This window comes from Streptococcus cristatus (genome assembly GCF_001578775.1).
In the GTDB taxonomy this organism is placed as follows: domain Bacteria; phylum Bacillota; class Bacilli; order Lactobacillales; family Streptococcaceae; genus Streptococcus; species Streptococcus cristatus_A.
On sequence record NZ_KQ969062.1, the window covers coordinates 1,479,933 to 1,503,946 of the forward strand.

At 43.2% G+C, this 24,014-nt stretch carries 20 protein-coding genes; 1 reads left to right on the plus strand and 19 read right to left on the minus strand.

The window, feature by feature from the left end:
• From SCRDD08_RS12220 to SCRDD08_RS07360, 19 genes are all read right to left on the minus strand, one after another.
• Positions 1-7,602, minus strand: a 7,602-nt coding sequence (locus SCRDD08_RS12220) for a SpGH101 family endo-alpha-N-acetylgalactosaminidase (RefSeq protein ID WP_081104269.1), incomplete at its 3' end; no start/stop codon positions are given.
• Positions 7,603-7,851: 249 nt separating this feature from the next.
• Entirely contained in the window at positions 7,852-8,700 is an 849-nt protein-coding gene (locus SCRDD08_RS07275) for a DNA/RNA non-specific endonuclease (RefSeq protein ID WP_061423044.1), read from the minus strand.
• Between the two features lie 71 nt (positions 8,701-8,771).
• Positions 8,772-8,960, minus strand: coding sequence for a DNA-directed RNA polymerase subunit beta (locus SCRDD08_RS07280; protein WP_005592154.1), 189 nt, complete (start codon positions 8,958-8,960; stop codon positions 8,772-8,774).
• Positions 8,953-10,233 (minus strand): UDP-N-acetylglucosamine 1-carboxyvinyltransferase, encoded by a 1,281-nt coding sequence (gene murA, locus SCRDD08_RS07285; RefSeq protein WP_061423045.1) that lies wholly within the window; start codon positions 10,231-10,233, stop codon positions 8,953-8,955. Before murA ends, SCRDD08_RS07280 begins: the two co-directional genes overlap by 8 nt.
• 68 nt (positions 10,234-10,301) lie before the next feature.
• On the minus strand, positions 10,302-10,532 hold the full coding sequence (locus tag SCRDD08_RS07290; RefSeq protein WP_061423046.1) for a DUF1146 family protein: 231 nt from the start codon (positions 10,530-10,532) through the stop codon (positions 10,302-10,304).
• Positions 10,533-10,619: 87 nt separating this feature from the next.
• Entirely contained in the window at positions 10,620-11,042 is a 423-nt protein-coding gene (locus tag SCRDD08_RS07295) for a F0F1 ATP synthase subunit epsilon (RefSeq protein WP_005589741.1), read from the minus strand.
• A 7-nt stretch (positions 11,043-11,049) separates the two neighbouring features.
• Positions 11,050-12,456 (minus strand): F0F1 ATP synthase subunit beta, encoded by a 1,407-nt coding sequence (gene atpD / locus SCRDD08_RS07300; protein ID WP_061423047.1) that lies wholly within the window; start codon positions 12,454-12,456, stop codon positions 11,050-11,052.
• A gap of 37 nt (positions 12,457-12,493) precedes the next feature.
• Positions 12,494-13,372 (minus strand): F0F1 ATP synthase subunit gamma, encoded by an 879-nt coding sequence (locus tag SCRDD08_RS07305; RefSeq protein WP_005589739.1) that lies wholly within the window; start codon positions 13,370-13,372, stop codon positions 12,494-12,496.
• Positions 13,373-13,387: 15 nt separating this feature from the next.
• Positions 13,388-14,893, minus strand: a complete 1,506-nt coding sequence (atpA, locus tag SCRDD08_RS07310) for a F0F1 ATP synthase subunit alpha (RefSeq protein WP_061423048.1) — start codon at positions 14,891-14,893, stop codon at positions 13,388-13,390.
• 15 nt (positions 14,894-14,908) lie between these two features.
• On the minus strand, positions 14,909-15,445 hold the full coding sequence (locus tag SCRDD08_RS07315; protein ID WP_061423049.1) for a F0F1 ATP synthase subunit delta: 537 nt from the start codon (positions 15,443-15,445) through the stop codon (positions 14,909-14,911).
• Positions 15,445-15,939, minus strand: coding sequence for a F0F1 ATP synthase subunit B (gene atpF, locus SCRDD08_RS07320; protein WP_061423050.1), 495 nt, complete (start codon positions 15,937-15,939; stop codon positions 15,445-15,447). Before atpF ends, SCRDD08_RS07315 begins: the two co-directional genes overlap by 1 nt.
• Before the next feature lie 22 nt (positions 15,940-15,961).
• Positions 15,962-16,675 carry a F0F1 ATP synthase subunit A gene (atpB, locus tag SCRDD08_RS07325; protein ID WP_061423051.1) on the minus strand — a complete coding sequence of 238 codons (714 nt, stop codon included), beginning with the start codon at positions 16,673-16,675 and terminating at the stop codon, positions 15,962-15,964.
• A gap of 33 nt (positions 16,676-16,708) precedes the next feature.
• Positions 16,709-16,909 carry a F0F1 ATP synthase subunit C gene (locus SCRDD08_RS07330; protein ID WP_061423052.1) on the minus strand — a complete coding sequence of 67 codons (201 nt, stop codon included), beginning with the start codon at positions 16,907-16,909 and terminating at the stop codon, positions 16,709-16,711.
• Between the two features lie 349 nt (positions 16,910-17,258).
• Positions 17,259-18,635, minus strand: coding sequence for a sensor histidine kinase (locus SCRDD08_RS07335; RefSeq protein ID WP_061423053.1), 1,377 nt, complete (start codon positions 18,633-18,635; stop codon positions 17,259-17,261).
• On the minus strand, positions 18,632-19,288 hold the full coding sequence (locus tag SCRDD08_RS07340; protein ID WP_061423054.1) for a response regulator transcription factor: 657 nt from the start codon (positions 19,286-19,288) through the stop codon (positions 18,632-18,634). Before SCRDD08_RS07340 ends, SCRDD08_RS07335 begins: the two co-directional genes overlap by 4 nt.
• A 21-nt stretch (positions 19,289-19,309) precedes the next feature.
• The gene (locus SCRDD08_RS07345) at positions 19,310-20,527 is read right to left on the minus strand and encodes an ABC transporter permease (protein ID WP_061423055.1); all 1,218 of its coding nucleotides are present in this window, start codon (positions 20,525-20,527) and stop codon (positions 19,310-19,312) included.
• A gap of 11 nt (positions 20,528-20,538) precedes the next feature.
• The gene (locus tag SCRDD08_RS07350) at positions 20,539-21,213 is read right to left on the minus strand and encodes an ABC transporter ATP-binding protein (protein ID WP_005589728.1); all 675 of its coding nucleotides are present in this window, start codon (positions 21,211-21,213) and stop codon (positions 20,539-20,541) included.
• On the minus strand, positions 21,200-22,447 hold the full coding sequence (locus tag SCRDD08_RS07355) for an efflux RND transporter periplasmic adaptor subunit (RefSeq protein ID WP_061423056.1): 1,248 nt from the start codon (positions 22,445-22,447) through the stop codon (positions 21,200-21,202). The genes SCRDD08_RS07350 and SCRDD08_RS07355 overlap by 14 nt, the downstream gene beginning before the upstream one ends.
• Before the next feature lie 45 nt (positions 22,448-22,492).
• Positions 22,493-22,759 carry a hypothetical protein gene (locus tag SCRDD08_RS07360; protein ID WP_005592220.1) on the minus strand — a complete coding sequence of 89 codons (267 nt, stop codon included), beginning with the start codon at positions 22,757-22,759 and terminating at the stop codon, positions 22,493-22,495.
• 237 nt (positions 22,760-22,996) lie between these two features.
• Between SCRDD08_RS07360 and SCRDD08_RS07365 the strand changes: the two genes are divergently transcribed.
• Positions 22,997-24,007, plus strand: coding sequence for a lactonase family protein (locus SCRDD08_RS07365; protein WP_061423057.1), 1,011 nt, complete (start codon positions 22,997-22,999; stop codon positions 24,005-24,007).
• Positions 24,008-24,014 lie beyond the last annotated feature (7 nt).

A 24,014-nucleotide genomic window follows, 5' to 3' on the forward strand; every position in this document is an offset into this window, starting at 1 on the left:
TTGCTCGACTACCTGAATCTTAACACCTTCGTCTGGAGTCGTTTTGTGAACTGGCGGTGTAGCTGGTGTATCTTCTAAACTATTGAGATAAGTTGTAAATTCTGCCAAGCGAGTCGGAGTTAACAAGTGGTTATTTGTCACGTAAGCAGCCACCTGCAAGAACTCTTCTACTGCTTCACGATTAGCCTGACTTGTCAACGTCTTAGCACGCGCAAGAGCCTTATCATAAGCACTTGTGTCCAGAGCAGCCTCGCTTGTTGTTGGTAGATTAAAGACTAGTTCCGCCGCTGATTGGTATTCATTTTCGCTATCGCCATAAGTCTGAGTACCTGTCAAGACAATCTTCTTAGCCTTGATAACCCGACCAAAGTCAATAGTTTTAGTTGCTGTATTATTTGGCCAATTATTGGCTGAGAAACGGTGTTCTTGACCTGCTTCATCCGTTACCACCAGAGTTACATTTTTGAGATTACCATTTGATCCTGAAGAACGTGGTACATAAGTCAAACCTGTCAAATCAGTTGGTTCTCTCAAGACCATAGTAGCCGGTTTATTAGCACCACCACCAGACCACGGTGTATGCCACAGGCTAGAGCGGTTACCATCAAAGGCTTTAGCTAACTCTTCTCCTGGCTGTGCAGGTGCTTCCAGAGATTCAAAGTCTGCTGCTTTGAGGGAAGTCTTCTTCTCTACCAAGGCAGCCTTGAGGTGATCCACTGCAGCGATTGCCTGTCTAGCAGCATCAACTGAGATGTCATCATCCTGCTGAGTCAAATTATAAACCGCATCTTTCAACGCATTCATAGACTCAGTAGTGTAATTCGTTCTGGCAACTAGTGGCAGGTAGTTGTTCACTGCTTCGTCAATCAGCATCTTACCTGTCAGCTCGACTTCTTCAATTTGTAGACGATCCATTACAAAGTCATTGTAGCCACGGAAGTTTGCATCTCCGCCTGCATCACCATTTGTATTCCCACCTCTAGCAGTAGAATAGATACCAATCCAAGTATTGCCATCTGGCGCTCCCGTAACGAGGAAGGTCGCTCTTTTGGCTTTTTGAGAGCCTTTCCAAGTGTTTGGTAGCTCATGCACTTGTGCATTGCCCAAATCACTAGTCCATTGGTTACCTGCTTGCTTCCAAGTTACTTCACCATTGCCGCTGACAAAGGCGTAAGTGCCATCAGAGCCCGCTTCGTAGTCAAAGGTTACTCGATAAGTCTTACCTGCTTCAAAGCGGAAGTTTTGCGGAATAGTTTGGTAAACCATGCGTTGACGGCTAACTAAACCATTGGTCTTGAGTGACCAGTCGCCCTCGATAACATCATCAATCTTCTTACCATTCCAGCCACGTTGTGTATATGGTGCGTTCTTTTCTGATAAGTGAGTCCGATTGTCCTCAACACCTTCGATACCACCGATAACAAATGGGAAGATCCCTTGACCGACATTTTCAAAGTTCTGTTTGAAGACACCTTTTTGGTTATCATGACCGCCGGCATACATTGTAGAATTATTCTCAAAGACTCGAATTTCATCAAAGTAAGTTGCTTTTTCACCTGCTTCACGGCTCAGGGTCAGAGTCACATTGGACACGTCATCACCTGTCGTGAAGTAAACATACATATTTTGGAAATAGCTGGTGTTGTCCACTGTCGCATTGCTACGATTTGTATTGTGAGCATATGCCTTTACATAGTTTTGAGCAATAGATTTATTAGTATAGTTGGTAATCGTCTTGTCACCTGATTGGACTGTGATACTTGCCTTAGCATCACTTCTATTATCGACTCCGACATAAGCAGCATACTTAGTATTTGGCTTGAGACCCGTTAATTTCTGAGTCAGAGTCACAGTACTTGTATTGTTTTGAATACGGAGCATATCATTGGCACCCTGTGACTTGACAATTTCAGCCTTAGACTTGTCGCCTGTAATTGTCCAATGATCCAGCTTACCACTGTTGAAGCCTTGATCATAGATATGCATTCCTTCGCTCCAAGACATTTCCTTGTTGACCTGTCTTGTACGATAGAGAACGTATGGCTGATTTGCCAAAAGATCCAGCGTCAGCTGATTATTCGTCACTGTCAGCTCTTGCTCTTCAACCTTACCTTGGTCGGTCAGCTTATAGAGGTAAACCTTATCATTCCAATCACTCGGCAGTGTCCAAGTTGTCTGGCCTGCTTTTGTATTGTAATAATACATCTTCTCTTGAGCTTTTTCCAGCTTATTACCGTTGGCATCCCAATTCCATGGTACTAGATAAGCTGAGCCGTCTTGAATCACGCGACCATTAAGCGTAACTGTTCTCTCACGGTAGCCTGGATTTGCCACATCGTTTGATTTACGGCGAATAGTAACTTGATTGTTGTCCTTGTCTGTTAGACCGATTTCCATTTCTGGTGTCCACTTGTAGCTGCCGCCATTATCATTCATGGTAACCGGATTACCATTCTTCCATGTTGCGACAGTGAAGTGTTGGAAATACTTGGTCATGACATCATGAGCAAAGAGGTTGGTCACGTAGCCATTGTAGTCACTCCGTCCTTGCCAGCCCTCAAAATCCTTCATGCTGTAACCACCAAGCAGCGGATAGTTGGCTGCGCCGCCATAGGACGGATAGTCACCAATCCAAGAATCTTTTTGGTGGTTGCGGATAAAGCGGACAATGCTGCTGTTAATCCCCTTGTTGGTATAGCCACCATAGGTCAAGTCAGCTGCCCAGTGCTGGAAGGTAGAGTCGTACTCACCACCATGGCCCCACTCAATCGCAAAGCGCCAGCCTTGTTGGTTGATTTCTTTTGCCAAGACGTGAGTTGCCCAAGCACCATTATCACCTGACTGACCATTACCCCAGACATCAACATAGATAAAGTCTAATCCTTCGCCAAGTTTTTCTTTCAAATCTTGCCAGCGTTTGAGTCGACCATGAGCGAGGTCATAGGCAGCATCAATATTGATACCTTGGTCCAGCCAGTTCCAGCCATAGCTATAGCTACCGTCAGGATTCTTGCGTAGGATTTCCTCTTTGAAATATTTGGATTCTGGATAGGTTTCTGATGCGTTGACGTGGATACCGATGTGAGCACCATATTCCTTAGCCTTGGCGATCAGAGTTTTGAAATCTTCAACTCCACCGATTCGTTTACCAATATCTGCATAGTTCAAGTGACCTGAGTCATGCCCTTCATTTCCATATCCCTTCAAGAGGACACCTTGGCCAAGTCCATCGGTATGAAGATTGATTTTCTTAATACCATCCAGAGTCATCAGGAATGGATTTTGTGCTTGAGAGCCAAAGTTCATGGCAATCCGATAAGCGGTAATGTCTTTGACCTTTTCCCAGCCCTGTGGGTTATTCATGATTTGACGATAAGCTATAGCAGCATCCTGCCAGTCTACTTGGTTATCCTTGTTGGCATCTTCGGTCACGACCACCTTAGCACTTGGCAATTCCAAAGTATAATCTGGGTAAACAATTCCTTTATGTTCCTTTTGCCATTGCCATGGTGAGCTCTTGATTGCGACATAGTTAGCGTTACCCACTGTTTGCTTGTAAGCAGTCAAGCGTGTAAAATCGTTTGATCCACCGCCAAAGCTGTTTTGAGAGTTACTCCATACACCAGCCGCCAGCTTGTCTGTTGAGACAAATCCGTACATGTAGCCCTTGCGCAAATCCGACATCGGATTGGTCACATTGATATGGTCATCTCCGCTGACATGGGTATTGTTGGACATGGTCGCTCCATCAAACTTAGCACCTGCCTGCTCGCTAGATACAGATACTAAAGCATTATCTGCAAAGTTGATAGAAGAAATCAATTTTCTAACATCATCGACTGGCTTACCAGCCTCGACTTGATTGTGGTTGACGATTCTTGTCACATCAAAGTGCAACTGGTTGTCCACTACTTTCAAGCGAACGGTCATTTCTGCATCAATCAAATGCTCTGGATCCTTCAAGACCAAATCATACTCAGCTGTCTGCTCATCAACCTTGCGGTAAGTCACTTTCGGCTTGATAGCATGTGAGTTAATAGTGACTTGATCCAGCTGTTTGACTTGACCTGTCAGTGTGTGCTTGTTGACTGTGTAGCTCTTGACACGCGGAAAGGCCTTATCAATCAGCACTTCCATCGTTGCTGAGTGAATCTTATCATAAGTCACTTTAGAGTCATCTACAACAGGACCTATTTCCTTTTCTCCTGTCGGCTGAGTTGGGGTCATGCCTTCTTGGTTATCTGTCTTTATCAAAACAGAAGTCAGTTCAGTGCCCTGATAAGTACCGGCCTTGACCAAAATCTTGCGCTCATTCTTGAGATTTTCCTTGACTGCAGCTGGTAAGGTCACTGTATTAAAGAGTTGCTCGCCATTATTGGTCGCATTGAGCTGACCATCTGCTTTCAGAGTTACCACCAAGTTATTGCTTGAACCTTTTTTCGGTGCTGGTACACGAGTCTGACGATACCAAGCACTATTGCCATTGCCTGGCGTTTTATATTCCCAGAACCAGCCTTCTTTGTCATAACCGACAAAGACATTGTTTGATGTATCTTTATATTTCATAAAGACACCAAAGCGACCATGGTTTGTTTCAGAATTTTCTACAAAAGTTAAGTTTACGCTAGCATTTCCTTCTTGATCTACCTGCAAGCCTTCTTTCTGGAAGAGAGCTGGGTTTTGGTTGTTATCATGAGTAGATTTTGAGGAGAGCTGGTTATAGCGTACACCGTTCTTCTCAACCGTAGCGACTGTTCCATGCTGCTCTGTTGTTCCGACAGGAGTCCACTCAGCTGTCTTCTTAGCTGCAAATCTTGCAACTAAATCAGGATCTGGAACTGTTGGTGTTGGTGCAATATAAGGTGTGACTGCTTCTGGAGTCGAACCTGCGGCTGGAAGTCTCGTTCCGATTACAGAAACAGCCAAATTATGAATACTTTCGATGTTGCCTGATTTTATCTTAGTAATCTTCTGACCAGCCGAATCATCATCTGCGTAAAACAGGAGTGTCTTACTGTCTGCCTGAGTAACAAAGGTAGCTTCCTTGCCATTTTCTAGCTCAAATACTGGCGCTTCATTAACAATCACTTCGTGATCAAAACGCAGGGCAACGAGTCCTTCTTCTGTGTTTTTCGCGCTGACTACCTTAGCCTCTGTCGGATAAACACTGTTTTTCAGTAAGAAATCCCAGTTAAACTTCTTGAAGGAGAGAGTATAGTCATTTTTATTCCCTTCCGCTCCTTCATAAAGCAAGCCAAACTCTTGATCATTGATTTGTTGCAGAGAGTTGTAGGCAAATTTTCCTTTATTGATTTCTCGATGAGCAATCCAAGTCAGATTGCCAGCCTGATCCACTCTGGCAACTCGAACATGACCATTATTTCTGCCAGGCCCGCTTGCATTCGCCAAAATCACATATTCTTGTCCATCTTTGACTGTGCTAATCGCTGACATTTGTACATAGACATCAGGCACATCTTTGTAGCGTTTCACTTCAGGAAGCCAAGTAGCACCTCCATCTTCACTGGTTGCAACTTGCAGGTCTCGCGTCAATCCACGCATGAACATTTTTAGCTGGCCGTTTGCTAACTGCACGATGGTTGCTTCAGTGTTTTGAGCCGAAGGATGATTCATGGTGCTGGATTGAATCTCTGTATTATTCACTCTGCGACCATCATTAACTGCTGCTCCAGAATGCCAAGTTTGTCCATTATCATCTGAATAGATAACCCGAGAAGACTGAGAACCATGTAAATGGGAAGATTCGTTAGTCGAATAAGTCGGAATAACTAAACGTCCCTTGTGCGGGCCTGTATGAAGACGAATGCCTGTACCAGGGCCGACCCCGTAGAACTTCATCCAGTTTTCCTTGACCATAGGAGTGATATCACGCGGAGCAGACCAAGTCAGTCCATCATCCTTACTCACTGATGTCCATAGATAGCTAGTCCGAGCGACACGGAAAGGCGAATCTTTCTTGATCGTGAAATAAATATTATCAATCAGGCGGTCTCCGTCATAAAGGTCACCTTTATCTCGATAGTCTTTTTCCTGTGGATTGACCACTACACGATAGGTTGTCGCTACACCGTTTGCATCATAGACTGTTCCATTTTCACGAATTGTATATTTTTGACCATTTTCGTGATAAAGAATCTGATAAACCTTGCCATCAATCGTTGTATAGGCTTCTTTGTTTTTAGCAGGCAGGTCAAAAACAGCCCGCCCTTCTGTAAACATATCATAGATGGCATGAATGGTTCCGTCTTTATCCTGAACCATAGCCACATCAATCGTTACAGGAGAGCCCTGATTCGGATCCGTTGCTTTGGGATTATTGCGCAAATTGACAATCGTCTTTTCTGGCCCCCAAGTCTGGCCGCCATCTGTACTACGGCGAATAACTGTGCCGATATCTCCCCAGTCTGACGCATGCAAGCGGCGCTGATCCGCAGCTGCAATCAAGGTGCCTTTCTGAGTCTTTAACAAGGCTGGGATTCGATAGCTTTTAATTCCTTGACTATTAGCCTGACCGCCAGCTCCACTCTCAAATACATCTGCCTTTTCACTCAGGGAGGCACCAGGAGCTAGCTGTCCTTCGAGTTCTTTCCGTTTTAAAATTTGGCTACGCTGAGCTACTTCTTCTGGCGAAAGAGCGCGGTCATAAATAGTTAGATTTCGAACGGCAAACGTTCCTGGCCAATGGTTTTGCTTACCACGCACTGTAGCACCCAGCTGCATGTTGGTCAAATCCGGCATGTCACTCAGGAATTTCCCTGACTGATAGCTGGTTCTTGATAGAACCCCATTGACATAGAGGCGCACGCGACCCTCTGGCGAATCTGGTTTTAGTCTTTCTACTGTATAGGTGATGGAGTTCCATTGACCCGCAGTTACTTTCAAAGGGGCAGTGTTATAATTTTCATAGAATTGCTGCCCATTGCGATCACGACCTTCGACAACTGCTGTTCCATTATTGACCGCAAGAGTAAAGTATTCGTTGACATGCGTGGAGCTAGAAGCAGAGAATACACTATAAAACTTTGGTGAGTTTGCATCTGGCTTAAACTCCAAATGAACCGTTGCATTCTTTAATTTTTTTACTTTATCTAGCTCGCTGGATAGATCCTCTTTGGCGTGATCTGTTTTGTTAATCGTAATATCTTCTTTTTCCAAGACAGGCTTGACATTCTTTAAAGAACGGGAATAATAGTCTCTTTCAACCGTTTCTTCTGTCTCAGCAGTTGCATCAGAAGGTTTTTCTAAAGTGGTACCTGTATCTGTTGATGGAGATACGGGTGTAGCTACATTTTCTGTAGATACTGGTGCAGTAGCAGTTGCTGCTGCAGGCTTATCCTCGTTTTCTACTTTCCCATTTACCTCAGAAGATGTTGTCTCTCCCGTAACTTCAGTAGCAGGAGGTGCCACACTTGGTTGAGATACCGCAACTACTCCTGCTGGGCTAGTTGTTGTATCTGCTAGACTGTCAGCCGATACTTGATTGACCCCAAACAAGATTGCTCCGATTATAACAGAGCAAACACCTAAAGTTAGCTTGCGAATCCCAAACTTACATCTTTTATCAAATAAATCTCTATCCATTTGACAACCACCAATAGTAAGCGTTTACAATAAACCTTAAAATTTTTAGGCTGTTATAAACCCCTTCTATCCCTTTCTTATTTTATGTTAATATACTCTTTTTTAATATATCAAATATTTTAAGAAGTGTCAAATTATTTTACAGTAGAAATGTAGATTATTCTTAGAAGAAAGATAGAAAAATCCATTTGAAATCTACAATCAATCCTAGCTGCTAACTTCAAATGGATAATATTTTTTAAAATACATTTATCTAATGCTCACTCTGCCAGTGCGATAATCAAGGACAATTCCTGACTGGACATTTGGGACAAAAACATTGAATTCCAAACTTCCATCGCTGGACTTGGCTTCTAAATGCGAGCCAGATGCCACCAGATCATTTTCTGAAGCATAGATCAAGGTGACACGATAACGAACTCGCTTATTCTGATCCAAGGCACGACGGATCTGAGTTTCATAGTAGTTCTGCCCTGTCGAGTTGTCTTTATTGGCCTGATTGGCCCAGTCTGTTTGGACTGCGATATTGGCTGGATTGCTAGTAGAGGCATCGAAACCCTTTAAGCCACCGATTAGAGAGTAAGCCAAGAGATGCCCGCGATCTACTGCATGGTTGTATTCACCTGATAGATGTTTGACTTGGTGCCAACCAGCAGGAACCCAAGAAGTGGAACCATTTCCCGTTTCTTCCCTTGATTTATATTGACGGGTCGATTTGGCAAGTAAGGCATTAGCAACTGTTGGAACCGTCTGCCCCTGAACCATCTTCGTTTTATTATCCGCATAAGGGGCACTCGACACTTTGGCATTTAAGTTCGTTTGATTCCCATTGATGATGAAAGCTCCAGCTCCATTCCACTCGATTTTTCCACCAAGTTGAGAACGTACTGAGTCAGTGAGAACACTCTCAGCCAGCGCTTGATCTGGTGTGCTGGTATCCTTATTTTTACTGACAACTGCAGGTGTATTTACTGCTGGTGACTGAGTGCCATTTCCAAAAAAATAGGCTCCCAGTGATAAAGTCAGAGCAACCAGAAGCCCAGCTATAGTCTGAGTAGATTTAGTGCTCTTTTTTTGTAATTTCTTTCTTTTTGGCATCTTTCCTTTTCCATTTAAAAGGACTGCGCAAGATTCTACACAGTCGGTAAATTTTCGGACATCTTAGCAGATCAATGACCAGTGAACTTAGAAACAAGTTCATTCCAAGTATCTAGCGATAAGATAGACCAAGGATTGTCTGCATTTCCAATCACGCCATATCCGATAACTAGACCAAGACAAAAAATGATAAAAGCGACTACCAGCACCAAGGCAATGATGCCTAATTGTCTAGCCAAATATTTCCAATTTTCACTCATCATCTTCTTCCTTTACGCGTTTGACGTTGGCACCAAGAGCTGCCAGCTTTTCATGAAATTTATAGTAGCCACGATCCAAATGAACTAACTTGCTAACTTTTGTCTCCCCTTCAGCAATCAAGCCCATCAAAATCAAGGTCGCACTAGCCCGAAGATCTGTCGACATCACTTCTGCTCCTTGCAGGCTGCTACCGCCCCAAATCCGAGCGGTATCCCGCATAATATCGGAATGAAGGCCCATCCGTCGCATCTCTTCTAAGTGCTGGAAGCGGTTTTCAAAGACCGTCTCAACCATGACAGACTCTCCTTGGGCTATCGCCATCAAGGCAGTAAACTGAGCCTGCATATCTGTTGGGAAACCTGGATAAGGTAGAGTTTTGACAGAAACAGCTTTTAACTTTGAAACATCTGAGCGGACGCGAATTCCTTCGTCTTCTTCCGTCACTTCTACTCCCATTTCTTGCATTTTTGATAAAAGCGGACGATTGTGCTCCCAAATCGCATCTTCAATCAGCAAGTCACCGCCTGTCATAGCAGCGGCAACCATAAATGTACCAGCTTCGATACGGTCTTGCACGACATTGTGCTCAGCTCCATGAAGTTTTTCAACACCGATGATTGTTATATTCTCCGTTCCTGCCCCTCTGACTTTAGCGCCCATTTTATTTAACAGTAAGGCCAAGTCGACAATTTCAGGTTCTCGAGCAGCGTTTTCAATAACAGTGGTGCCTTGAGCCAAAGTCGCTGCCATCATAATATTCTGTGTCGCACCAACACTTGGGAAGTCCATGTAAATATGCGCCCCCATCAAGCGGTCTGCCTTGGCTTCGATGTATCCTGCAGTCTGCGTAATCTGAGCACCCATTGCCTCCAAGCCCTTCAAATGAAGATCGATAGGTCGGCTACCAATCGTACAACCGCCCGGCATGGACACTTTAGCATGCCCATTACGAGCAAGAATGGGACCCAATACAACAATCGAAGCCCGCATCTTGCTGACATACTTATAAGGAGCCTCTTCTGTCAATGGTTTAGTCGCATCTACAACTACAGTATTTTCATCTTGGTCAAAGTCTACCTGCGTATTCAAGCCGCGAACAACATTGTTCATGGTAAAAACATCCGAAAGAACTGGCACATTTTTAAGAGTTGTTTTTCCCTCACTGGCTAAAACAGTTGCTGCCAACAGCGGAAGCACCGCATTTTTAGCTCCTTCAATCCTAACTCTGCCAACCAGACGGTTATTTCCACCCTGAATAATAATTTTTTCCATACTAACTAGTTACTCCAAATCTTAAAAATTCATCCTTATTATCATATCATAAAATCAACAATCTGACCTTATAAAGCTCCTTTAAAAATTGCCCGACTCATGTCATAAATACCGATAAAAAATAGGCTAGCCATGTAGCCCAAGGCAATACTTAGCAATAAAATCAAAAAACGAATTTTGATGGCATTATCAGCATTTACTTTTAAAAATTTTTCCCAACTGACCACTGTCGCCAAAAGGTGAAAAGACACAAAAATAAAGAGCAGGTGACTGCATAATCGAAACATTAATTCTATCATAGATTTTATTATACCATAAGAAAAGCTGTTTCTAGCAAAAAGGAGTATGGGACAATAAAAAAGAATGGAAACTCCATTCTTTTTTCATTACATTCTTGTTCCAACGTTAATACGGTTGATGGCACGCTGGAGGGCGATTTTAGCGCGTCGTTCTTGGTCAATCAAATGCTTGTCTTGGGCTTCTTCGATCTCTTTCTCAGCACGCAGCTTAGCTCGCTCGGCACGGCTGATATCAATATCACGCTCACGCTCAGCTGAGTCCGCGATAATTGTAATCACATTATCAGCAATTTCTATGATGCCACCGTTGACCGCAATCCAGTCAATATGCTTGTCATCATCGATTCTGCGTACCTTGACTTGATCCACTTCCAAAACAGCAATTGTATTGATATGGCGAGGCAAAATCCCCATTTCTCCGTCAATCGTTTTTACGGAAACAAATGCAGCACGGTGGTCATAAATCAGACCATCCGGTGTAACGATTTGTACTGTCATTTGAGCCATCATTCACCTCTTAGAATCCCATTTTTTCCGCTTTAGCAATGACATCCTCAATCGAACCGACACCACGGAAGGCATCTTCTGGTAACTTATCGTACTTGCCTTCGAGGATTTCTTTAAAGCCACGAACCGTCTCAGCTACAGGCACATAAGATCCTGGCTGGCCAGTAAATTGCTCCGCAACGTTGAAGTTTTGAGATAGGAAGAATTGAATCCGACGCGCACGCGCAACCAAAGTCTTTTCTTCATCTGACAACTCATCCATACCTAGGATGGCAATGATATCCTGCAATTCATGATAACGTTGCAATACGCGTTTCACTTCGGCAGCCACTGCATAGTGCTCTTCACCAACAATCTCAGGAGAAAGAGCTCGAGAGCTTGAAGCAAGCGGATCCACGGCTGGATAAATCCCCAATTGAACCAATTTACGTTCCAAGTTGGTTGTAGAGTCCAAGTGGGCAAAAGCCGTTGCTGGAGCTGGGTCAGTATAGTCATCGGCTGGCACGTAGATGGCCTGGATAGAGGTTACAGAACCCTTCTTAGTCGATGTGATACGCTCTTGCAATTGCCCCATTTCTGTCGCAAGTGTTGGTTGGTAACCAACGGCTGACGGCATCCGACCCAAAAGGGCAGAAACTTCAGAACCTGCCTGCGTGAAACGGAAGATGTTGTCAATGAAGAGCAAGACATCTTGACCTTCCACATCACGGAAGTATTCTGCGATCGTCAGACCAGTCAAAGCAACCCGCATACGTGCTCCTGGTGGTTCATTCATCTGACCGAAGACCATGGCTGTTTTCTCGATAACGCCAGACTCCTTCATTTCCCAGTAAAGGTCATTCCCTTCACGGGTACGTTCCCCAACACCGGTAAATACAGAAATACCGCCATGCTCTTGGGCAATGTTATGAATCAATTCCTGAATCAGGACGGTCTTACCAACTCCGGCACCACCGAAGAGTCCGACTTTACCACCTTTCAGATAAGGGGCTAAAAGGTCGATAACCTTGATACCTGTCTCTAAGATCTCTGATGAAGTAGACAACTCATCAAAGGTTGGAGCTTTCTTATGGATTGGCTGACGCTCTGCATCATCCGCAAAAGGAGCATCCAAGTCAATGGTATCTCCCAAAACGTTAAAGACGCGACCAAGTGTTTCTTTGCCGACTGGCACAGAAATTGGACGGCCAGTATCTAGCACTTCCATGCCACGAGTCAACCCATCCGTTGATTCCATAGCGATGGTCCGAACCACTCCATCACCAAGCTCAAGAGCTACTTCAAGGACGATTTTTGATTTATTTTCGTCATTTTTATAGACTACAAGTGCATTATTGATCTCAGGTAGCTTGTCGCCAGCTGCAAACGCTACGTCTACAACCGGTCCGATAACCTGAGTAATTTTGCCTGAGCTCATTCTTTTCTCCTCTTTATACTATTTATTTTCTGTGACACTATTCCAGTGCACTTGCACCCGCCACAATTTCAGTAATTTCCTGCGTGATAGCTGCTTGTCTAGCACGGTTGTACTGAATGGTCAAATCATTGATAACTTTTTTAGCGTTATCCGTTGCTGTCTGCATGGCTGTCATACCAGCAGCATTTTCAGCAGTTTTTGCGTCAATAATAGCCCCGTAAATCATACTTTCAGCAAACTGAGGCAAGAGCTGATCTAAAATCGCGTTTCGGCTGGATTCTAATTCTAGATTGAGGATATAGTTCTCATCCGCTTCACTAGGATCCAAGTCGACGATTGGCAACATTTGCTCTACCCGCATCTGACTGGTCAAACTGTTGACATGGTGGTTATAACACACATAAAGTTCATCAAAAAGCTCATTCTGATACATTTCAATGGTTTTGGAAATGATTTTCCGAACTTCATCAAAACTCGGATGATTGGCTAAGCCACGCAATTCATAAATTGGCTGAATGCCCCGTGCTCGGAAGAAATCCGCTCCCATTCCTCCGATCGAAATAATGACATAGTCATCTTTTTCGTGGTATTCCGAAATCAATTCCATCATGGATTTGAGGATGGTTGCGTTGTAGCCACCGACCAAACCACGATCAGATGTAATGACAATATAAGCCGTTTTCTGAACTGGTCTGCTCTTTAGCAGTGGATGATGGCTAACATTTTCTTCCTCATGACCATGCAAAAGGTCGGTCAAGAGTTTTCGAACCTTAGAAGCATAAACTTGGAAGTTTTTTGCTGCTTCTTCGGACTTTCCCAACTTAGATGCAGAAACCATCTGCATCGCGTTTGTGATTTGACTGGTGTTTTTTGTGGATGCAATTTTATTTTTGATATCATTTAATGAAACTGCCATTTGACACCTCTATTCTTATTTGAAGTTAGACTGATTAATAAATTCAGTAATAGCGGCGTCCAGCACTTCTTCGCTCGGCAAATCTTTTGTCTGACGAATGGTTTCATAAATGTCTCCATGATGAGCATCAAAGTAAGCGAAAAGCTCTGCTTCAAACTGAAGAATCTCATCCACTGGTACTGTATCAAGGAAGCCATGGGTCAGTGCATAAAGGATCACAACTTGTTTTTCAACTGGCAGTGGCTCATGAACTGGCTGTTTCAATACTTCTACCGTACGGCGTCCACGGTTCAACTTAGCCTGAGTTGCTGCATCGAGGTCACTACCAAACTTGGTAAAGGCTTCCAGCTCGCGATATGACGCAAGGTCGATACGCAGAGTTCCTGCAACCTTCTTCATGGCCTTGATTTGTGCAGACCCACCTACCCGAGATACAGAAGAACCGGCGTCAATAGCTGGGCGGATACCTGCATTAAAGAGGCTATCACTAAGGAAAATCTGACCATCCGTAATTGAAATCACGTTGGTTGCGATATAGGCTGAGATATCTCCTGCTTGTGTCTCGATAAATGGTAGGGCTGTGATTGAACCACCACCCAGCTCATCAGAAACCTTAGCTGAACGCTCAAGCAGACGGCTGTGAAGGTAGAAAACATCCCCTGGGAAGGCTTCACGACCTGGCGGACGGCGAAGCAAGAGGGAAAGCTCACGATAAGCTACCGCTTGTTTTGATAAGTCATCATAAACGATGAGGACGTGCTTGCCATTGTACATAAATTCTTCAGCCATTGCTACACCGGCATAAGGTGCCAAGAAAAGCAAAGGAGAAGGCTGAGAAGCTGACGCTGTTACCACGATAGTATAATCCAAGGCTCCATACTGGCGAAGAGTTTCCACCTGTGTACGGACAGTAGATTCCTTTTGCCCAATGGCAACGTAAATACAAATCATATCCTGCCCTTTTTGGTTGAGGATAGCATCAATGGCAATACTAGTTTTACCAGTCTGACGGTCACCGATAATCAATTCCCGCTGACCACGACCAATCGGTACAAGGGCATCAATAGCTTTCAAACCTGTTTGCAATGGTTCTGATACAGACTTCCGTTGCATAACTCCTGGAGCTGGTGCTTCTACCGGACGTGTTTTAGTTGTAGCAAGCTCACCCAAGCCGTCAACAGGACGACCGAGCGGATCTACGACACGACCAATCAAAGCATCTCCAACAGGAACTTCCATGATTTTACCCGTACGGCGAATCGTATCACCCTCACGAATATCTGTAAAATCACCCAAGATAATGATTCCGACATCGGTTGACTCCAAGTTTTGGGCCATACCATAAGAACCATTTTCAAAAATCAAGAGCTCGCCACTCATGGCATTATCAAGACCGTGAGCACGAGCGATTCCATCACCAATATAAGTGACGACCCCAGTTTCTGTGACGTCAAAATTTGGCTGGAAATTTTCAATTTGTTGCTTAATTAAAGCGCTGATTTCTTGTGCGTTAATCGCCAAAATTCACACCACTTTCTATTTCAAATTTTCTTTTACGAGTTGTAATTGACGTTTTATACTTGCATCAATTGTCTTATTATTGGCTGAAATGACGAAGCCACCAATCAGGCTAGCATCTAATTCCTGCTTGAGCAAGCGAACCTTGAGGCCCATTTTTTGCTCGATCATTGGTTTCAATCTGTCTTTTTGACTGTCTGTCAATGCTTGAACAGATTTAACCGTCACTTCAAATTCATTGCTTTCTTTCTCAATCTGATGCTGAATTTCTATCAACATATCGTAGAATAAATCTGCTCGATGATTGAGAATAACGACTTCGATAAAGTTATCAATCAGCTGTGAATCTGAGTTTTGAAAAAGTCGAAGAGCCTTCTCCTTTTCTCCCTCATCGACGCCAATATGTGATAAAAAGTCAGCAAGATTTGTTTCCTCAAACACAGCCTTAATTTGGCTTAGTTTTTCAAAAACATCTTGTTGCTGACCTTTTTCAAATACTAATTGAACAAAAGGCAAGGTATATTTTTCAATTACCGCATAGTGCTTTTTGTCCATTAAGCATCTCCTAATTTATCAATATAACGATCAATAAGCTCACTGTGTGCTTTTGTATCAAGCTGCTGGCTCAAGATCTTACTTGCAAGACTTACTGTTAGGTCAGCCACATCGTCTTTAATGCTATTCAAGGCTTCTGCCTTGCTTTGAGCAATTTCCTGATTGGCTTTTGCTTTCAAACGTCCAGCTTCTTCAGCTGCATCCGCTAAAATTCCAGCCTTATTTTTTTCAGCTGTTTCCTTAGCATGTTCGATAATCGTCGTTGCTTCCTGACGACTTCCTGCTAGTTCATTCTCACGTTTTTGCGCAAGTCCCTCAGCCTTTTTGCGGGCTGACTCAGCCCCGTCAATATCATCCGTAATCTTTTTAGAACGTGCTTCTAAGATACTGGTAATATTGCCCCAGGCAAACTTCTTTACTAAAAAAATTAATAAAAGGAAGGAACCAGCGATGAGAATAAAGTCACCAATAATGGCACCGATAGTTACGTGCATTCCTTTTCTTCCTTTCTACTTACTATTCTTCACCGTTTATTTTCTTGCCGATATACATCGAAGACAGCATGGTAAAGACATAGGCCTGGATACATGAAATAAATATCGAGAAGGCTGTCCATAACATACTACCTAGGAAAGCAGCTGGATACCAATAAAATGCTTGTTGTGACAAGGTAAGCAACAAGCTAGCTAAAACTTCCCCTGCAAAGATATTTCCGAAAATCCGCAGAGCCAGAGAAGCAAAATTGGTAAATTCTTCCAAGATATTCATTGGAGTCATAAATCCAGGTGTTGCAAAAGCTTTTAAGTAATCTTTAAAACCACGACGACGGATTCCTTCAACATGACTAATCAATGTAATGATAAAGGATAAGGCTAAGTCATAGCCCAAATTTGCCGTCGGAGAAGTCCAGAGATTATAGCCATTGGTGGTCTGAACTTTAGCCATCAAACCGATATTATTGGCAACTGCAATAAAGAGAAATAGAGAGAACATAAACAAAGAATAATCCTTGATATACCGTTCTCCGATATTATCTTTTGTAAAACCAATGACAAAATCATAGACATATTCTAATAAGTTTTGCTTTCCTTGAGGTCGGATGGACATTTTTCTACTGCCCCAGTAGATAAAACCAAAGACCATCAAAACGGTCACAAGTGACATAGCAAGCAGGGTCAAATCAAAGGATATTGGGCCTAGCTGAATAGTCGGATTAAGACTTTCTTCCAAGGTTTGACACCCCCTTTTCTAAAATAGAAAAAACTATTTGATAATGAAGGACATAACCAAAGTAACGAAGAAAGTACCTTCAACAAAAGCGACACCCATGATGAGCAAGCTTCTTAGTTGATCGACCATTTCTGGCTGACGTGAAACTGCTTTAAACAGATTACTCATAATCAAACCTTCAGCTAATGAGACGCCAAAGCAGGCAAAACAAAGTCCAAAAAACGTTAAATTCATGATGAATTCTCCTTTTATATTTTTAAATGTACTTCATTAGTTTACTCCTAATAAAGTTAATAGTCAATTGTTTTGTAATATTGTAAGCGTTTTTCGCACTTTTCTTTTAAATTAAGAACATTCCTTAGATAAATAGCTTTTTTTGACATTTATCCTATAGAAATCCAAGCAAAAATGAGATTGGGACAGAAATCGGTAATTCGTTAGAATTCGATTTCGTCGTCCCACCTCCGCACAGTTGAGTAGGGCTGTAAAAGCTGATGAAATAAGCGTAATAGAGCCCACTCAACCACTGCGTCTTGCTCGACAATCCAAAGACAATTAAGAGGCTAGGACTTTTGTCCCAGCCTCATATCTGTTCCATTTGAGGTAAAAAAATCGTGAAGCGCATCCACCTATTCTCAACTGCTTCAAAGCGATAAGTGAGATGGTGCTTTTCCAAAATTTGCTGCACGATAAAGAGTCCCAGTCCTGTACCACCATCCTTACGATTGCGACTGTAGTCCGGTCGATAAAATGGCTGGAAAATCTGCTGAATCTGTGACTCATCCAACACTCGCTCAGCTTCATTTTCTACAATTAATACCCCATCTTCTAAACGAACCAAGATTTCTCCGCCTTCTACTGTATAATGGAAGGCATTATCAATCAGATTTTTAATAGCTTTCAGTAAATAGGTCTTATTTCCTCGGACTTTTGTTTCTGAAAGTTGGACATTAAATTGAAAATGCTTGAGGTCAGCCAGAACCTTGTAGGTACTGATATTTGCTTCAAGCAGCTCTTTGAGAGAGAAGATTTCTCGCTCTGTCTCCATGGTCATTTCTAGTTTTGAAATGGCTAGGATAGACTGAACTAAGCCTGATTGCTCTTCCAATATTTCGCGGCACTTCTGCAGGTATTTGTCCCGATCTTTAAAATCACCCACTCCATAAATCATCCCGTCAATCATTCCCATCATGCTGGTGATAGGTGTCTTGAGTTCGTGGGAAGTCATTCGGAGAAATTCTGCCTTTTCGCGCTCGCTTTCTGCGACTTTCTCATTTTCTAATCGCAGAGCTTCCATACTTGCTAGGAGGTTGGCATATAAGTGATTAATATCCTGAGCCAAGTCAGCAATCTCATCATGACCTTTCACCTGACAGGAAACATCTGGAAGCAGACTTGTCATTTGCCGAGTGCTAGAGGAAATATCCTTAATTCGCTGACTGGAGGTCCGACTATAGAGATAGGCAGCAAGCCCTCCCAGACTCAGCGACAAAAATAGTACAAAGGGATAAAGATTAAGCAAGATGCGACTGGCATCCGAAACGGGCTGCAGAGAATACTCGCCTCGTAAGACCACTTCTTTACCATCTGATGTCCGAAAACTTTCTGACAGAGTCTTGCTTTCATAGTTACTATTGGCAATGGTCGGAACAATCGTCAGCTGGAGAGAGCTTTCTCCATTCGTTTCAAGTGCTGGATAAAGAATTGTATTGTCTTTTGCCAGCAAGGTGAACCAGATCTGATTGCTTTTTTTGCTATAATTACTCAAGAGCTCACTGATTTCTTGGCTGGACTTCCCTTTGACCTGCTTGGCTACCTGAGCAAACTCACGCTGGGCTTCTCCTCCCTTGACCTGCTGGTAATAAACCGGCATGGCAAAATAGAGAGTGGATAGAACAATCGTCACAACGACAAAGATGATGAAAGTCGTCAAGAGGAAGTTCTTTTTGACAATCTTCACGTGTCTTCTCCTCCAAGCTGATAGCCCATACCTGTGATGGTTTTCAGAGGGATACCTGGGATTTTCTTACGAATGTTCTTGATGTGATTATCTAGCACCCGGCTATCTAGCTCGCTGTAGCCCCAGACGGTATTCATGAGCTGATCGCGGGTTACTAAATGATCCTTTCTCTTGGCTAGAGCCTGCAAGATCTCATACTCTTTCTTGGTCAGAGGCATCTTTTCTTCCTGCCAGTAAACGGTACAATCATCGATAGAAACAGTCAAATCACCAACAGTAATCTCTGACGCAACCGTATTTCGTCGCAGAATATTCTCGATCCGTTTAACTAAGATTAGTGGTGAGAAAGGCTTGGTCACATAGTCGCTGATGAGGTGGTTAAAGCTGACTAGTTGAGTGTACTCGTCATCTAGTGCCGTCAGGATCATGACCGGAATCTGAGAAGTCTTGCGAATTTCCTTGAGGACATCCAGTCCACTCATGGTTGGCAACATCATGTCCAAAATAACTAAGTCAAAAGACTCTGCTTCAAATTGAAGCAAAGCCTCGCCTCCATCAAAGACTGGTGTAACTGCATAGTTACTTTCTTTTAAAAATTCACAAATGACTTGATTGATCGTAGTATCGTCTTCCACTACTAAAATCTTGTGCATATATGCTTGATTCTCCTTTATTTATTCAAATCGCAGGGCTTCAATTGGATCCAGCTTGGATGCTTTCACGGCTGGCAAGAGCCCAAATACTACTCCTATTATACAACAAAAGAGCAAACTTACAAAGACAGAAAAGAGGGATAAAATATACGGGTAGGCCAAAGACTGGGTAATAGCAAAACCAGAGGCGATACCTGCTACTACGCCAATAATACCACCCATTAGAGTCAGGATAACTGCCTCAATCAGGAACTGCTTGAGAATAATCTTCCGCCGAGCTCCCAGAGCCTTTTTAATCCCGATTTCACGCGTCCGCTCTGTCACTGAAACCAGCATGATATTCATAACACCGATACCTCCGACTAATAGGGAGATGCTGGCAATACCCGCTAGCAAGACAAAGTTAGACTGGTTAAGGTTATCCAATTGACGTTCAAATTCTTGCAGATTCAGCACACCAAACATATAGTCTGACCGAGGCATCTGCTGATTGAGATAATCACTAACTTTCTTGGCTACCTTCTTCAAATCATCGGCTTTGTGGGTCTGAACGGTGACCTCTGGACTGACATTAATGGTATCAAAAACCCGATGCCATTGTTGCAGAGGAATATAGGCCACCTTTTCCGAACCAGAGGTTAGGCCACTCTGCTCAGTAGACTCAAAGACGCCAATAACTTTAAAAGGATTGCCCTTGACTTCTACATACTTACCGATACCGTCTCCCTTAGGAAAAAGAGTATCATAAAGAGACTTTTCTAGATAAGTTACTTGCTCTTGATTTTTGAAGGCTTCAGAGTCAAAGCCCTCCCCTTCCAACAGTCGTTGCTGCTTGATATCAGCTACCGACTGGGAAACTGCCTGAACCTTGCTAGATGACTTTTGGCTGAGATAGTAAATCTTTTCGTCCGCCCCATAGGTCATCAAAGCATTTTTAACTCCAGGAATTTCCTTGATTTTGGACAAGACATCCTCTCCCATGAAGGGAATATAGGAAGGCTTCTGCGCTTGGGATTTCTCTGGAATAGAGGGATCGATGGCGCTTTTCTTGTCGTAGACGACTTTGATGGTATTATTGCTACCACCGATCAGCTGACGCTTGGTATTTTCTGTATTTCCTTCAATGATGGAAAAGATAGCAATAATAGCGCCAATCCCGATGATAATTCCTAGCATGGTCAGCATAGAGCGCATTTTGTGGGACAGGATGGAGTTTAGAGCTACAAAAATATCTTCCATATAGCCCCCTTCTATCCTAATGCCCGAGTCTCTATATTACCGTCCCGCAAGACAACTGTTTGCTTGCAAAGCTGAGCCACTTCTGGCTCGTGGGTAATGATGACAATAGTTTTGCCTTGTTCATTAAATTGCTTAAACAGCTCCATGATCTGAACACTGGTCTTGGTATCCAGCGCCCCAGTCGGCTCGTCTCCCAAGATAAAGCTGGGATTGGTCACCAGGGCACGCGCAATGGCTACCCGTTGCTTTTGACCACCGGACAGCTCCATAGGCTTGAAGTCGCTTCTTTCTTCCAGACCGACCAATCGCAGCATTTCCAAAGCGCGCTCGCGTCTCTCTTTTTTAGGAACTTTCATGTAAGTCAGAGGCAGTTCAACATTCTGACAGGCTGTCAGCTTAGGCATGAGGTTGAAATTCTGGAAAACAAAGCCAATCTTCTGATTACGCAAATCAGATAGTTGGTTGTCGGACAGGTCAGAGACGTCAGTCCCTTCGATATGATAAGAACCTGCGCTAGCCTTGTCCAAACAGCCGATAATGTTCATCAAAGTGGACTTACCTGATCCAGACGGCCCCATGATCGCTAGAAAATCCCCCTCTTTCACATGCAAATCAATTCCTTTCAAAATCGGAAATTCCTGACTGCCTTGTTGATAAGATTTGTGGATGTTCTTAAGCTTTAACATTCTGTCCTACCTCCATTCCGTCTTTCATGCCTTCTCTAGGCGTCGAAATGGTATCCTTCATAGTCAGACCTTCTGTAATCTCTACCAAACGGTCAGAGACTTTCTTGGTCTTAACTTCCTTCATTTTTACCTTTTTACCCTCTACCTTCCAGACATAGGTCTTACCATTTTTACTGAAAGTATAGGCCTTATTGACTACAACCTTACCGGCCTCAGGAGCATTTTCTACGACATTGACATAAGAATGGGAGCCTACAAGTGGCATTTCACCGCCTTGGTCCAGCTCGACAGTATAAGGGAACTTGCCTTGGTTGGGATTTTCCTGTTGTTTATTTCCACCATTGCTATTTCCAGTATTTGCAGTTGTCAAGGTGCCGACTTGCGTCACGGTACCACTCCAGCGTTTCTTAGGATCCTTGCGGTCCACAACATCTACTCTCTGACCCACACTCAGCTTCTCACGGTCAAATTCACTAACACTCCCCTTGATCAAAGTTTTGGACTTGTCCATGATTTCGATAAAGGTTTCTTCTTCCTTTTTAGCCTTGGACTGAGTTGGAAGATCTTCGTTCATAGAGGTAATGGTTCCCGCTGTATCAGCCGTCACAGTATCATATTTCATACGGTCTGATTCCGTCTGAGCTGTCACCTGAGCCTTTTCAGCCTCAATCTGAGCATTCGTTACTTCATTGTCAGCAGTCTTAGCGTCACTTAGCGCTTGAGCCAGCTCGTCTTCAGCAGATTTTATTTGATCTAACAAAGACTCATCCTTACTAGAATTGTATTTATTCTTAAGAGTATTGAGATTAGCCAGCTTTCGGTTATACGTCTCCCATTTGATAGATGCGCTAGTTTGTGCCGCCGTAATGCTATTGGCCTTAGCTTGAGCATCATACTGAGCAGACTGGGCTGTCAATTCCTGAGAGGTCACATAGGAAAAGAGGGGCTGTCCTTGTGTAACAGTATCGCCATTTTTAACGAATACTTCCTTAACTTCACCTTTTGATGGGTCAATCTTGACCTTACTACTATTGTTAGCAACTACTTCTCCAGATAAAACTAGGCTTGTTTTTTTACTGTTATTAACAGCATCTTGGACCGTCAGTGAATCAATCTTATTATTGACCATTTTCATGGCTTGTTGTTGATTAACCTGATGAAGAAGTACATAGCCTCCCAGCCCTGCACAAGCAAGAATGACCGTGCTTCCCAATAGAATGGTTTTACGATTCATTTTTTTATTTGAAACATATTGCCTCCAACCTACAAGTTCTAACTTTTATTTATCAGTTGATTCAGATTCATCTGTTGGTAATTCTTCTCCATCCGCTGGGATTTGAATCACGTTTCCGTCCGGCATGGTGTACTCTGTCACTTCCTTGCCGTCTACTGTTTTCGTTTTTTGATCAACAGCATCTTTCTTAAAATCTACTTTTTTTCCATCACTAATTTCTTTATTGTCAGCATTCTTAGAACCACATGCAGCTAGGAAGAAGACAGACATTCCGATAAGAGTTACAAGCATAGCGAATTTTTTTACGTTCATTTGATTTCTCCTTTGTTTTAGAAAACAGGAATTTTGAGCTTTCCTGATCGTATTTGTTTTTTTGAACAATTCCATTCTATCAAAGTGGTCTATCCCCTTCCTACCTACCATCTGTTTTTTATCTATTTTTTGATAAAATTTGGACTTTTCCTCTAGATGCAGGACTTTTCCTATCCAAACAGCTTCTTAAGTCGTTTTATGGTATAATAGATTGATTTTAAAAAATGAGGTGGAAACATGACTCAAACAGTTTATTTTGGAACATACACCCGACGAGATTCCCAAGGAATTTACAAGGCAGAGTTTGATACTAAAAAAGGAGAGCTCTCAAACTTAGAATTAGTAGCCGAAGAACCAAGTCCCACTTATCTAGCCTTTGACCAAGCTGGTCATCTGTACACCGTTGGTGCAAAAGACGGACAAGGTGGGATTGCGGCCTATGACCAAAAGAGACATCTTCTCAATCATGTGGTTGAAGAAGGCGCGCCGCTTTGCTATGTTGCTGTAGATAATGAAAGAGGACTTGTCTACGGAGCTAACTACCACAAGGGACAAGTGCTGGTCTACAAGCAGCAAGAAGATGGCAGTCTAAAACTGGCTGATTCAGATACTCATGTCGGGCAAGGACCTCACGCCAATCAAGCCTCTGCCCATGTCCACTATGCTGACTTGACTCCCGATCAATATCTGATTACTTGTGACCTCGGAACAGATCAAGTCACTACCTACGATGTGACGGAAGACGGACAACCGAACAAATTGGCCACCTACACATGTGCTGCTGGAGCCGGGGCACGCCACATTGTCTTTCATAATCACTATAAGATTGCTTACCTTATCTGCGAATTAAACTCTACCATCGAAGTATTGATTTATGATGGAGTTGGTCAGTTCGAACACCTGCAAACCATCTCAACTCTCCCAGCAGGATTTGCAGATTTTAACGGCACTGCAGCCATCCGCATCTCTGATGATGGAAAATTCCTCTATGGCTCTAACCGCGGCCATGACTCAATAGCTGTTTATCAAATTCTAGCTGATGGAAGTCTACAGCTCGTTGAAATCACGCCAACAAAGGGTAAAAATCCGCGCGATTTCAATATCACACCTGACCAAAACTACCTCATCGCTGTCCACCAAGATTCGGACAATGCAACTGTCTTTAAACGCGATCCTGAAACAGGCCGATTAACAGAAATTTCTCATGATTTCTATGTGCCAGAAGCTGTCTGCGTGACCTTCCAATAATCAAAAG